The sequence below is a fragment of the Microbacterium abyssi genome (assembly GCF_015277895.1).
GTDB lineage: Bacteria > Actinomycetota > Actinomycetes > Actinomycetales > Microbacteriaceae > Microbacterium > Microbacterium abyssi.
The window spans coordinates 1,888,907-1,901,725 of the sequence record NZ_CP063815.1; the positions used below are offsets into that span (position 1 = coordinate 1,888,907).

Below are 12,819 nucleotides of genomic sequence, written 5' to 3' on the forward strand. Positions count from 1 at the left end.
TTCGCGCCTGCGCTCAACGACCCGCGCCAGCCGCCACACAGGTCGTTGAGCGAGCGAAGCGAGTCGAAACCGATTGTCAGTCGGAATCAGGGGCGTCGACCGCACCGCCGAAGCGGCGATCGCGCGACAGGTAGATCTCGATGGCGCGCCACAGCTCCTCACGCGAGAAGTCGGGCCAGAGCGTGTCGAGGAACACCATCTCGGCGTACGCCGACTGCCAGAGCAGGAAGTTCGAAGTGCGCTGCTCTCCAGAGCTGCGCAGGAACAGGTCGACGTCGGGCATGTCCGGCACGTAGAGATTCCGGCGGATCATCTTCTCGCTGATCGCGTTCGGCTTCAGTCGCCCGGCGGCGACCTCGCGGGCGAGGGAGCGCACGGCATCCACGAGTTCGACGCGTCCGCCGTAGTTCACGCACATCGTCAGCGTGAGGGTGTCGTTGCCCTCGGTGAGCTTCTCGGCGTACTGGAGCTCCTTGATGACCGAACCCCACAGGCGCGGCTTCCGGCCGGCCCACCGCACCCGCACGCCCCACTCGTTGAGCTGATCGCGACGGCGGTGCAACACGTCGCGGTTGTAGCCCATGAGAAACCGGACCTCCTCGGGCGAGCGCGCCCAGTTCTCGGTCGAGAACGCGTACACCGACAGGTGCTTTACACCGGCTTGAATGGCACCGGCGACGACGTCGAGCAGCACCTCCTCGCCGGCCTTGTGCCCTTGAATGCGCGTGAGACCCCGGCGGTTCGCCCAGCGCCCGTTGCCGTCCATGACGATCGCGACGTGCTCCGGCACCTTCGGGAAGACCGGCGGGTGGACGCCGGTCCAGTCGAGCGGACGGTATGCCACGGCATCCTTGTGCGTGTACGGCTTCGGGCTCAACGGGGTCCTTCCCGATCGGGGCCGACCTGGGCGAGCGAGCGGATGCCGCGCTCGAGGTGGAACTGGGTATACGCCGACACGAGCCCGGACGCCGCGGCCGAATCCGAGCCGGGTGCGGCGTCGACGGCATCCCACTCACCGCGGATCAGCGAGCGCAGCAGCTCGAGCGTCGACTCGGCCACGCGCGGGCTGCCGGCTGGAGCGCAGTTCACGCACACGAGCCCGCCGAGCTGCACGACGAAGTTCCGGTGCGGTCCCGGCGCGCCGCACCGGGCGCAGTCGCTCAGCGACGGCGCCCAGCCCGACAGCGCCATGGCCCGCAGCAAGTAGGAGTCGAGGATGCTGCGCGGAGCGTGCTCGCCGCGGGACAGCGCGCGCAGGCCGCCGACGAGGAGCAGGTACTGCTCGGGCGTCGCCTCCGAGTCGTTCAGACGGTCCGCCGTCTCCACCATGGCGCTCGCGGAGGTGAACCGCTCGTAGTGCGCGGCGATCTCACTGCCGTACGCACCGAGCGACTCCGCCTGCTGCACGATGTCGAGAGAGCGCCCCTGGTACAGCTGTACGTCGGCGACCATGAACGGCTCGAGCCGCGACCCGAACTTCGACGAAGTGCGCCGCACACCCTTCGCGACCGCACGGATCTTGCCGTTGCGGCGCGAGAGCATGGTGACAATGCGATCCGCCTCACCGAGCTTGTGGGTGCGCAGGATCACCGCTTCATCTCGATAGGTGGGCACCCTACGATTATCCTCCGCTCGGGGGCGAACCGGCGATCACACGGCCGCGAGCTGCGGCTCCCGCGTGCGAATGGCGCGGTTCACGCCAGACACGATCGCCTTCAGGCTCGCGGTCGAGATGTCCCCGTCGATGCCGACACCCCACAGGCGCTGGTCGTCGACCTGCAGCTCGACGTACGCCGCTGCCTGCGCGTCGCCGCCGGCGCTGAGAGCGTGCTCGACGTAGTCGTAGACGGTGATGTCGAAGCCCTGACCGCGCAGCACCTCCACGAATGCGGCGACGGGCCCGTTGCCCTGGCCGGTGACGGCGTGCTGGGTCTCGCCGTCGCGCACCGTGACGTCGAGCACGACCTCGCCGGACATGTCGCTGCGGGTCTGCGTGGCGAGCAGCTCGAACCGGCCCCACTTCGCGTCGGAGTCGTCGGCGGGCAGGTACTCGTCGTGGAAGATCGACCAGATCTGGTCGCTGGTGACCTCGCCGCCCTCGCTGTCGGTCTTGGACTGCACGACGCCGGAGAACTCGATCTGGAGCTTCCGCGGCAGGTCGATCGAGTGGTCCGTCTTCAGCAGATACGCGACGCCGCCCTTGCCGGACTGCGAATTGACGCGGATGACGGCCTCGTAAGAGCGGCCGAGGTCCTTCGGGTCGATGGGCAGGTACGGCACGGCCCACTCGATCTCGTCCACGGTGCTGCCCTCGGCAGCCGCGCGGGTCTCCATCGCCTCGAAGCCCTTCTTGATGGCGTCCTGATGCGATCCGCTGAACGCGGTGAAGACCAGGTCGCCCGCCCACGGGCTGCGCTCCGGGACGGGCAGCTGGTTGCAGTACTCGACCGTGCGCTTGACCTGGTCGATGTCGCTGAAGTCGATCTGCGGGTCGATGCCCTGCGTGAACATGTTGATGCCCAGCGCCACCAGGTCGACGTTGCCGGTGCGCTCACCGTTGCCGAACAGGCATCCCTCGATGCGGTCGGCGCCGGCCATGTAGCCGAGCTCCGCTGCGGCTACGGCGGTGCCGCGGTCGTTGTGGGGGTGCAGCGACAGGATGATGTTCTCGCGGTGATTCAGGTGGCGGCTCATCCACTCGATCGAGTCGGCGTACACATTCGGCGACGCCATCTCGACCGTGGCGGGCAGGTTGATGATGACCTTGCGGTCCGGCGCCGGCTCGAAGATCTCGATCACCTGGTTGCAGATGTCGAGCGCGAACTCCAGCTCGGTGCCCGTGTAGCTCTCCGGCGAGTACTCGTAGTACACAGTCGTTCCGGGCACGGTCTTCTCGTACTCGCGGCACAGCCGCGCGCCCTCGAGCGCGATGTCGATGATGCCTTGCTTGTCGGTGCGGAAAACGACGTCGCGCTGCAGGATGCTGGTCGAGTTGTACAGGTGCACGATGGCCTGCTTGGCACCGGCTATCGACTCGTAGGTGCGCTCGATCAGGTGCTCGCGCGCCTGCGTCAGCACCTGGATCGTGACATCGTCGGGGATGAGGTCCTCTTCGATCAGCTGGCGCACGAAGTCGAAGTCGGTCTGGCTCGCTGAGGGGAAGCCGACCTCGATCTCCTTGTATCCCATGCTGACGAGCAGCTCGAACATGACGCGTTTGCGCTCGGGGGACATCGGATCGATGAGGGCCTGGTTGCCGTCGCGCAAGTCGACCGCGCACCAGCGGGGCGCCTCGGTGATGCGCTGCGACGGCCAGGTGCGGTCGGGGAGGTCGACCTTGATCTGCTCGTGGAACGGCCGGTACTTGTGGATCGGCATTGCGGACGGGCGCTGGGAGTTCTGCATGATGGGCTTCTTCTCTTCGTCTACTGATCGGGTCAGAATGATCGGGCCAACACGAGCGCCGCGACGAGAGGGCCCCTGCTTATCAGGACTCGTCGCGGCAGCTAAGAAGAAGCAGACCGCCGAAAGGCATGCACTGATCGTAACAGGATCGGATGCCGGCGCGCACACGGTTCTGAGACACTCGTCCCGTGCCGGACACTGTTCAGTATGAGCACAATGCGCCTTCTCGCCGCCGGCGCCGCGGCATCCCTTGCCGGATTGCTCGCCCTGAGTTCGTGCGCGGCCATGCCCGACGCTCCCCCGCCTGCCAGTTCCGACGCTCCGTCGGGCGAGAGCCTCGGGTCAATGGCGCCGGCACCGCCTGAGGGCGAGGTGGTCGGTACCGGCACCGTCATGGACGTCGACGGTGCACCGGAGCTGTGCATGGGGGCGGTCGCCGAGTCGTTCCCGCCGCAGTGCTCGGGCATTCCGCTCGAGGGCTGGTCGTGGGACGGAGTCGACGGCTCGGAGACCAGCGGCACCACGCGCTGGGGTGCATATGCGGTCACCGGCACCTACGACGGCGCCGTCTTCGCCGTGTCCGGCGCACCGCTGCCGCTGGCGCTGTACGACCCGATGGCGCCGGACGATCCGACCGGGGGCGAGCCGGGCACCGCCACAGAGGCCGAACTGATCGCTGTCCAGGACGAACTGACCGATCGATTCCGCGACACCGCCACCTATCTCGGCTCGTACCCTGACAGCGGGTATCTCTGGGTGGACGTCGTGTGGGACGACGGGACTCTGCAGCAGGCGGCCGACGACGACTTCGGCGAGGGCGTCGTGCTCATCCGCTCCGCCCTGCGCGCCGTCGAAGGCTGATCACGGTACGAGCGCGATCTTGCCGCCGGGATGACCGGTGGCGAGGAAGCGCAGCGCTTCCTGCGCCTGCGCGAGCGGATACGTGCGCGCCACGGGCACGACGAGCAGACCGCGTGCGGCGAGGTCGATGAGGCCTGCGCGCACCTCATCGCGGAATCGCGTGCTCTCCGGCTGCGAGCCGACGACCCATTGGAAGCCCTCCGCCTGAGCGCGCGCGGCTGCGACGATCGTGACGATGCGGGACCGGTCGGCGACGAGCTCGAGCGAGACGTCGACGGCCTCGTCGGTGCCGACGGCATCCAGGGCTGCGGCGATCGGTCCGTCGGCGACCTCGCGGACCCGCTCGGCGAGTCCGTCGCCGTACTCGATCGGCTCGCCGCCGAAGCGCCGCACCTCGTCGAAGCGGGCCCGGCTCGCGGTGCCGATCACGCGGATGCCGCGCAGCGCGGCCTGCTGCAGAACGCTGACGCCGACGGCCCCTGACGCGCCGTGCAGCAGTACCGTCTCGTGAGTCTCAGCGCCCGTGACCGCCAGCATCTGCGTCGCGGTCGTACCGGCCAGCAGCAGGTTCGCCGCCTCAGGATGCGACAGCGCGCCGGGCTTGTGGAACGTCTTCTCGGCGGGGATGGTCACTTCTTCGGCGTACCCGCCGCGGATGCGGAAAGCCAGTACCTCGTCCCCGACCTCCACCGGCCCCGAGCCGATCACGGTGTCGGGCCCGACGGCGGTGATGACACCGGAGATCTCGTACCCGATCGGGACCGGGAGCTGGACTCCGTCGCGTGGACCGGCGACGTGTTTGGCATCGGCGGGATTCACTCCGACGGCCCGGACGCGGACGGTCACCTCGCCGGGACCGGGCGACGGCGGCTCATGATCGACGAACTCCCAGCCGTCGGGACTCCCCCACGATGTCGCGATCCAGTGCTTCGCCATGCCAGACCTCCTGCGTCTCAGAACCCGAGGCGCCCGAGCTGCTTCGGGTCGCGCTGCCATTCCTTGGCGACCTTGACGTGCAGGCCGAGGAACACCCGGGTGCCCAGCAGCTCCTCGATCCCGACCCTGGCGCGCTTGCCGACGTCGGCGAGACGCGAGCCCTTGCGGCCGATGATGATCGCCTTCTGGCTGTCGCGCTCGACGACGATCGACGCGTGCACGTCGGTGAGATCGCTGTTCTCGCGCGGCGCGATGTCGTCGACGACCACGGCGATCGAGTGCGGCAGTTCGTCCCGCACACCGTCGAGAGCAGCCTCGCGGATCATCTCGGCGATGCGGTCCGAGGTCGACTCATCGGTGATGACGCCCTCCGGGTACAACGCCGGCCCCTCGGGCATCAGCGCCAGCATCTCGTCGGTGAGCACGTCGAGCTGCTCTCGTGTCAGCGCGGACAGCGGGATCACGGCGGCCCAGTCCTCGCGAAGCGCGTCGACCTCGATGAGGCGCTCGGTGATCTGGTCGCGCTCGGCGGCATCGGTCTTGGTGACGATCGCGATCTTCTTCGCGCGCGGGTAGCCGTCCAGCGACGCGGCGATGCGCCGGTCGCCGGGGCCGATCTTCTCGGTCGCGGGAACGCAGAATCCGATCACGTCGACGTCGCCGAGCACCTGCTCCACGAGGTCGTTGAGCCGCTCGCCGAGGAGCGTGCGGGGCTTGTGAATGCCCGGCGTATCGACGATCACGAGCTGTCCGCTGGGCCGGTTCAGAATGCCGCGGATCGCACGCCTGGTCGTCTGCGGCTTCTCGCTCGTGATGGCGATCTTCTCTCCGACGAGCGCGTTGGTCAGGGTCGACTTTCCGACGTTCGGGCGCCCCACGAAGGTCACGAATCCGCTGTGCGTGATGTCAGTCATCCTCTGTCTCCTCTGCCGCTCCGGCGGCTCGTTCGACGAACACCGTGGCGATGCCGCGTCCTCGACCGCGCGACGCGCCGCCGGTCAGCACCAGCCCGTCGATCGTCGCCGTAACGCCGGGCTGCGGGATCTGGTCGACCGCCTTGCCGAGCAGTCCGCCGATCGAATCGACGTCCTCGTCCTCCAGTTCGATGCCGAACAGGTCGCCGACATCGTCCAGGGAGAGGCGCGCGCTGACGCGATACCGTCCGTCGCCGAGCTCCACGACCTCGGCCGCGGCATGGTCGTACTCGTCCGAGATCTCTCCGACGAGCTCTTCGATGAGGTCTTCGAGCGTCACGAGCCCGGAGATGCCGCCGTGCTCGTCGATGACGAGGCAGACGTGCACGGCATCCCGCTTCATCTGCTGCAGAAGGGTCTCGGCCCGCATCGATTCCGGCACGAACGTCGCCGGGCGTGCGATCGGGCGGATGGACGCCGTACGCCACGACAGCTCGTCGCGGTACGCGAACTGCACCAGATCCTTGAGGTACAGCACTCCGACCACGTCGTCCGCCTCGCCGTCGACGACCGGCACGCGGGAGACTCCGCGGTTCAGGAACAGTGACATCGCCTGATCGGTCGTGGCGTCAGCATCCACCGTCACCATCTCGGTGCGCGGCACCATGACCGCCCGGACGAACTGGTCGGTGAAGTCGAACACGGAGTGGATGAGGTCGCGGTCGTCCTCCTCGATGAGGTCGTGTGACGCCGCCTCGTCGACCATGCTGAGCAACTGGTCCTCGGTCGCGAAAGAACTGCGTCCGGTGCCCGGCGTCACCCTGTTGCCGATCACGACCAGACCCTGTGCGACAGGGCCGAGGATGACGCGCAGGCCGCGCACGATCGACGCGGTGCTGCGGATCATGCTCTCGGAGCGCTGCCGCCCGAAGGTGCGTGGGCTCGCACCCACGAGCACGAAGGTGATGCCGGTCATCAGGACCGCCGCCGCCAGCATCGCCCACCAGATGTTCTCGAACATGATGGTGAACGCCGCTGTGACGAGCACGGCGGCCGTGACCTCGACGAGGACGCGGATGAACGCGATGGCGTTGACGTGGGCATCCAAGTCGTCGGCGATGCGCCCGAGCGCGGTGGCTCTGCGCCCCTCGAGCGCCATGTCTGCGAGGTCGGCGCGTGAGGTGACCCCGTAGGCGGCGTCGATCGCCGCCGTGAGACCACCGAATGCGACCAGGAGGACCGCGAGTATCAGCAGGAGAATCTCGGTCATCGGCTGCGTTCAGCGCGCGCGAAGGCGGTGATCAACTCCTTCTGCAGCCCGAACATCTCACGCTCCTCTTCGGGTTCGGCGTGGTCGAAGCCGAGCAGGTGCAGCAGTCCGTGGGTGGTGAGCAGGATGAGCTCGTCCATGAGAGTGTGGCCGGCGGCCTGGGCCTGAGTCTCTGCGACCTGGGGGCACAGCACGATGTCGCCGAGGAGTCCTGGCGGGGTGGGCCGATCCTCGGTGCCGGGGCGCAGCTCGTCCATGGGGAAGCTGAGCACGTCGGTGGGTCCGGGCTCGTCCATCCACTGGACGTGGAGAGCCTCCATGGCACCTTCATCGACGAGGACGATCGCGACCTCGGCATCCGCGCTGACGTGCAGCTGGGCGAGGTTGAAGTCGGTGAGTCGCTGCAGCACAGTCTCGTCGACGGCGATGGTGGACTCGTTGTTGATCTCGATCATGAAGAGTGTCCTCGTCTGGGCATTCGATCGCGGGGGCCGGGACGCTGATTTCCGCGGCGTTCGGCACGATTGGCGAACTCAGCGGCTTGCTCGCGCTCGTGACGTGCTGCTGTGCGCTGCTCGTCGTATTCGCTGTAGGCGTCGACGATGCGGCCGACCAGCGAGTGTCGCACGACGTCGTCGCTGGTGAGACGCGTGAAGTGGATGTCGTCTATGTCATCGAGCACGCGAGTCACGAGCCGAAGCCCGGATGCGCCTTGCGGCAGGTCGACCTGGGTGATATCGCCGGTGACGACCATCTTCGTACCGAAGCCGAGGCGGGTGAGGAACATCTTCATCTGCTCGGGCGTGGTGTTCTGCGCCTCGTCGAGCACGACGAACGAGTCGTTGAGGGTGCGTCCGCGCATGTACGCGAGGGGCGCGACCTCGATGGTTCCCGTAGCCATCAGCCGCGGGACGATCTCCGGATCCATCATCTCGTTGAGCGCGTCGTACAGAGGGCGAAGGTACGGGTCGATCTTGTCGTTCAGCGTGCCGGGCAGGAACCCCAGGCGCTCACCTGCCTCGACGGCAGGGCGCGTGAGGATGATGCGGTTGACCTCCTTGCGCTGCAGCGCCTGCACGGCCTTCGCCATCGCGAGGTAGGTCTTGCCTGTGCCTGCCGGGCCGATGCCGAACACGATCGTGTTCTCCTCGATCGCGTCGACGTACTCCTTCTGACCCGGCGTCTTGGGCCGGATGACCCTGCCGCGCGTGGAAAGGATCGCCTCGCCGAGCACCTCACTCGGTCGCGGTCCGCCCTCGTGGCGCAGCATCCGTGCCGAGGTGGCGACGTCGGCGGGCGCGAGATCGGCGCCTTCGCGCGTGATCGTGATCAGCTCCTCCACCAGTGCCTTCGCCTCGGCGACCAGGGTCGCCTCGCCGCTGAGCGTGATCTCGTTGCCGCGGACGAGCACCTCGACGTCGGGATGCTGTTTCTCGAGCATGCGCAGCAGGCGGTCCTGCGGACCGAGCAGCTGCACCATGGCGACACCGTCCGCGTAGATGCGCTCCGTCACGGACGGGGTATTGGAATGGTCAGAAGCCAACGAGCTTGTTCTCCTCGAGGTTGCCGAGCACGTGTGCGTGCACGTGGAAGACGGACTGCGCGACGCTCGGTCCGGTGTTGAAGATCAGACGATACTCTCCGTTGGCGTGCTCATCGGCGATCTGCTTGGCAACTGCGACGATCTCGGCGAGCAGCGCGGGGTCGCCCGCGGCGAGTTCGGTGACGTCACGGTACTGCTCGGTCTTGGGGATGACGAGCATGTGCAGCGGTGCCTGTGGATTGATGTCGCGGATCGCGAAGACCGTTCCTGTGTCGACCACGATCTCGCCGGGGATGTCTCCGCTGAGGATGCGGGTGAAGATCGACGGTTCGGTCATGTGCCCATTCTATGTGCGGGGACGCCGTCGGTCACTGGCGGGTCGTTGAGCGAGCGGAACACCAATCGCGGGTCGTTGAGCGAGCGGAGCGAGACGAAACGGGCTGAGCGAGGAGCGCAGCGACGAGTCGAAGCCGCCTGCCGAGAGCCGGAACGTCGGATGCCACGACTACCGTCCAGGCATGGCACGCGTGTACATGCTTCGCTGCTCCGACGGCACGCTGTACGTCGGCAGCACCATCAATCTCGACGACCGCCTGGCCGCGCACAAGGCTGGAATGGGTGCCGAGTACACCAAGCGCCGGCTGCCCGTCGAGCTGCTCTGGTGCGGAGCGTTCGACAGCATCGACGAGTCCTTCGCGTGGGAAAAGCGCCTGCAGGGCTGGAGCCACGCCAAGAGAGTGGCCTTCGCGGAAGGCGGGTTGGACGCCGTCATCGGATGGCAGAGTCGACAGCGCAAGGCGAAGACTCGTCGGTGAAGGGTCAGGCTTCGACTCGCTTCGCTCGCTCAGCCCGTTTCGTCTTCGGGGCTGCGCCCCTCCGCTCAACGACCCGCGGAGACACTGATCGCGGGCGCCGCGGCTACCAGCGGCCGAGGGCGACGGAGAGCACCGCGATCGCGGCGGGACCCGCCGTCGAGGTGCGCAGCACCGTGTCGCCGAGGCGCACGCGCTCGGCCCCTGCAGCGTCGAACTTCTCGAGCTCCTCGGGGGTGATCCCGCCCTCCGGCCCGACGACGAGCATGAGATCGGCGGCAGCTCCGGGCTCCACAGTGATCTCCGAGAGCCTCACCGACGCGGTCGGATCGAGCACCAGCATCCGCGCACCCTCGGCACGGGAGACCAGCTGCGCGGTCGTCACCGGCTCCGAGACCTCGGGAACCCACGAGCGATGCGCCTGCTTCGCAGCCTCCCGCACGATCGTCGCCCACCGTTCACGACCCTTGACAGCCTTAGGACCTTCCCAGCGCGACACGCTCCGTGACGCCTGCCAGGGCACCACCTCGTCGACGCCGAGTTCGCACGCGGCCTGCACCGCGAGCTCGTCGCGATCGCCCTTGGCGAGAGCCTGGACCAGCGTGAGGCGAGCCGAGGGCGCATCCACCGCTGAGCGCGCGGTGATCGTCACCTCCACACGCGACGCCGACACGTCCGACACCGAGCCCTCGAGCCAGACGCCGCGTCCGTCGCCGACGGTCACCGTCTCTCCCACGCGCACCCGGCGCACCACCGCCGCATGTTTCGCCTCGGCGCCCGTGAGAGAGACGATGTCGCCGACAGCGACGCCGGAGCATCCTTCGACGAGGAAGTGCAGAGCCACGTCAGTGCCGGAACCGGTCGCGCAGCTTCGAGAACAGTCCCTGCTGGAACTGCGCGAGCTGCGGACCCGGCGCCTTCTGCTTCTTCGCGAAGTCCTCGATCAGCGCACGCTGGGCGGAATCGAGCTTGGTGGGAGTCACCACCTGCACACCTACCCTCAGATCACCGCGCTGATTGCCACGCAGCGGCGTGATTCCCCGGCCCTTGATCGTCAGCACGTCGCCCGATTGCACACCCGGCCGGATCTCCAGATCCACAGTCCCGTCCAGACCGTCGATCGACGTCTCCGTGCCCAGGATCGCGTCTGCCATCGACACCTCGAGCGTGGCCAGCAGATCGTCGCCTTCACGGCTGAACGCGGCATGCGGCGAGACCGTGACCTCGACGTACAGGTCGCCGTTCGGGCCCCCGGCCTGGCCGACCTCGCCGGAGCCGGGCAGCTGCAGACGCAGACCCGTCTCCACGCCTGCCGGAATGTCGAGCGACACGGTGCGGCGCGAGCGCACGCGCCCCTGACCGTTGCACGTGCCGCACGGGTGCGGGATCACGGTGCCGTATCCCTGGCAGGTACCGCACGGCTGCGACGTGACGACGTTGCCGAGCAGGCTGCGCACCTGGCGCTGCACATGGCCCGTGCCACCGCAGATGTCGCAGGTCACCGGCTGCGTGCCGGGCTGTGTGCACGATCCGTGACAGGTCTCGCACAGAACGGCCGTGTCGACCTCGATGTCGCGATGCGCGCCGAAGACGACATCGCCGAGGTCGAGTGTGACGCGCACCAGCGCGTCCTGCCCTCGCTCCTTGCGCGACCGCGGGCGTCCACCGCGGCCGCCGCCCTGCGCGGCGCCGAAGAACGTCTCAAAGATGTCGCCGAAACCGCCGAAGCCCCCGAAGTCGCCTGCGGCGCCGTCTCCGCCGCCCATGTCGTAGCGGCGGCGTGAGTCCTCGTCACTCAGCACGTCATAGGCGTGCGTGACGAGCTTGAACCGCTCGGCAGCGTCCTCCCCCGGGTTCACATCCGGGTGCAGCTGACGCGCAAGCTTGCGATACGCCTTCTTGATCTCGTCCGTCGATGCGTCTCGCGACACCCCGAGGACCTCGTAGTGGTCCGCCACAATCACCTTCCTGCGTGTGCGTGCTGCTGCCGGGAACCGGTCAGCGGCTCGCGTCGTCTTCGTCGAGCAGCCGCGACAGGTAGCGGGCCACAGCCCGTGCCGCCGCAAGATTGCTCGGATAGTCCATTCGGGTCGGCCCCATCACTCCGACGCGTGCGGTGCCGCCCGGTGCGATGTAGTTGCTCGCGACGATGGATGCCTCGGGCAGCCCGAACGCCTCGTTCTCGGCGCCGATGCTCGCCGCCAGTCCGTGCTCGTCCGTCACCATCTCGCTCATCAGCCGCAGCAGTGTCACCTGCTCCTCGATCGCCTCGAGCAGAGGATGGATGCTGCCGCGGAAGTCCTGCTCACGGCGAGCGAGCGTCGCCGCTCCCGCCATCACGAGCCGCTCCTGCCGGAACTCGGCGAGCTCCTCGCCGATGATGCCGGCAAGCAGACGGATGGCCTTGTCGACGCCCGTGCCGTCCGGTCCCTCGATGAGCACCTGCACCCGGTCGGTCGCCTCGCGCACCGTCTGCCCGGTGAGCAGCGCCGACAGCCGCGCACGCAGCACAGCCACGTCGGCGTCATCGATGTCGACCGGCAGCACGGCGATGCGCTGCGACACTCCGCCGGCGTCCGTGACGAGCACGACGAGCAGGCGGTTCGGCGCGAGCGACACCAGCTCGATGTGGGTGAGGTGAGCGCGAGCGAACGAGGGATACTGCGCGAGCGCGACCTGACCGGTCAGCTGCGTCAGCACCCGTACGGTGCGGACCATGAGGTCGTCGAGATCCGCCGGAGCGGTGAGGAACGACTCGATCGCGCTGCGCTGCGCGCCCGAGAGCGGGCGCAGCTGCGCGAGGTGGTTGACGAAGACGCGGTAGCCCTTGTCCGTCGGCACACGGCCGGACGATGTGTGCGGCGCGGCGATGAGCTCTTCGTCCTCGAGCAGCGCCATGTCGTTGCGGATGGTCGCGGCGGAGACGCCGAATGAATGCCGGTCAACGATCGACTTGCTGCCGACGGGCTCATGCGTCTCGACGTAATCCTGCACGATCGCTCGGAGCACCTGCAGCCCGCGTTCGGTGACCATCATGCGCTCCTCTCTGCTGGCACTCTTACGCCTAGAGTGCCAATT

14 protein-coding genes are annotated in these 12,819 nt (G+C 67.9%); 2 read left to right on the forward strand and 12 right to left on the reverse strand.

All coding sequences use genetic code 11. The features are described 5' to 3' along the window. Positions 1–76 precede the first annotated feature (76 nt). From IM776_RS09175 to leuA, 3 genes are read right to left on the reverse strand one after another with little or no spacing between them, the layout of a single operon-like run. On the reverse strand, positions 77–877 hold the full coding sequence (locus tag IM776_RS09175) for an isoprenyl transferase (RefSeq protein ID WP_194419778.1): 801 nt from the start codon (positions 875–877) through the stop codon (positions 77–79). After that, on the reverse strand, positions 874–1,614 hold the full coding sequence (gene recO / locus IM776_RS09180) for a DNA repair protein RecO (protein WP_194419779.1): 741 nt from the start codon (positions 1,612–1,614) through the stop codon (positions 874–876). Before recO ends, IM776_RS09175 begins: the two co-directional genes overlap by 4 nt. Positions 1,615–1,650: 36 nt before the next feature. Further along, positions 1,651–3,405, reverse strand: coding sequence for a 2-isopropylmalate synthase (gene leuA / locus IM776_RS09185; RefSeq protein ID WP_194419780.1), 1,755 nt, complete (start codon positions 3,403–3,405; stop codon positions 1,651–1,653). 207 nt (positions 3,406–3,612) lie between these two features. Between leuA and IM776_RS09190 the strand changes: the two genes are divergently transcribed. Further along, positions 3,613–4,266 carry a hypothetical protein gene (locus tag IM776_RS09190; RefSeq protein ID WP_228479689.1) on the forward strand — a complete coding sequence of 218 codons (654 nt, stop codon included), beginning with the start codon at positions 3,613–3,615 and terminating at the stop codon, positions 4,264–4,266. Here the strand turns inward: IM776_RS09190 and IM776_RS09195 are convergent, their stop codons facing one another. The 6 genes from IM776_RS09195 to IM776_RS09220 are packed head-to-tail and all read right to left on the reverse strand — an operon-like array spanning position 4,267 to position 9,266. Further along, positions 4,267–5,202 carry an NADP-dependent oxidoreductase gene (locus tag IM776_RS09195; protein WP_194419781.1) on the reverse strand — a complete coding sequence of 312 codons (936 nt, stop codon included), beginning with the start codon at positions 5,200–5,202 and terminating at the stop codon, positions 4,267–4,269. Between the two features lie 17 nt (positions 5,203–5,219). Beyond that, positions 5,220–6,116, reverse strand: a complete 897-nt coding sequence (gene era / locus IM776_RS09200; RefSeq protein WP_194419782.1) for a GTPase Era — start codon at positions 6,114–6,116, stop codon at positions 5,220–5,222. After that, a complete protein-coding gene (locus tag IM776_RS09205; RefSeq protein WP_194419783.1) occupies positions 6,109–7,386 on the reverse strand; it encodes a hemolysin family protein in 1,278 nt (425 codons plus the stop codon). Before IM776_RS09205 ends, era begins: the two co-directional genes overlap by 8 nt. After that, positions 7,383–7,841 (reverse strand): rRNA maturation RNase YbeY, encoded by a 459-nt coding sequence (ybeY, locus tag IM776_RS09210; RefSeq protein ID WP_194419784.1) that lies wholly within the window; start codon positions 7,839–7,841, stop codon positions 7,383–7,385. Before ybeY ends, IM776_RS09205 begins: the two co-directional genes overlap by 4 nt. Further along, entirely contained in the window at positions 7,838–8,866 is a 1,029-nt protein-coding gene (locus tag IM776_RS09215) for a PhoH family protein (RefSeq protein ID WP_228479978.1), read from the reverse strand. Before IM776_RS09215 ends, ybeY begins: the two co-directional genes overlap by 4 nt. Before the next feature lie 52 nt (positions 8,867–8,918). Beyond that, on the reverse strand, positions 8,919–9,266 hold the full coding sequence (locus IM776_RS09220; RefSeq protein WP_194419786.1) for an HIT domain-containing protein: 348 nt from the start codon (positions 9,264–9,266) through the stop codon (positions 8,919–8,921). Between the two features lie 181 nt (positions 9,267–9,447). Here IM776_RS09220 and IM776_RS09225 point away from each other — a divergent pair, with 181 nt between their 5' ends. Next, entirely contained in the window at positions 9,448–9,744 is a 297-nt protein-coding gene (locus tag IM776_RS09225) for a GIY-YIG nuclease family protein (protein WP_194419787.1), read from the forward strand. Between the two features lie 103 nt (positions 9,745–9,847). Here the strand turns inward: IM776_RS09225 and IM776_RS09230 are convergent, their stop codons facing one another. Genes IM776_RS09230 through hrcA form a run of 3 tightly spaced genes read right to left on the reverse strand, consistent with a single transcriptional unit; the run spans position 9,848 to position 12,774 of the window. Further along, positions 9,848–10,585 carry a 16S rRNA (uracil(1498)-N(3))-methyltransferase gene (locus IM776_RS09230; protein ID WP_194419788.1) on the reverse strand — a complete coding sequence of 246 codons (738 nt, stop codon included), beginning with the start codon at positions 10,583–10,585 and terminating at the stop codon, positions 9,848–9,850. A 1-nt stretch (position 10,586) separates the two neighbouring features. Next, positions 10,587–11,699: a molecular chaperone DnaJ gene (gene dnaJ / locus IM776_RS09235; protein ID WP_194419789.1), complete on the reverse strand. Its 1,113-nt coding sequence runs from the start codon at positions 11,697–11,699 to the stop codon at positions 10,587–10,589. Between the two features lie 40 nt (positions 11,700–11,739). After that, positions 11,740–12,774, reverse strand: a complete 1,035-nt coding sequence (hrcA, locus tag IM776_RS09240; protein WP_194419790.1) for a heat-inducible transcriptional repressor HrcA — start codon at positions 12,772–12,774, stop codon at positions 11,740–11,742. Between the last annotated feature and the right edge of the window lie 45 nt (positions 12,775–12,819).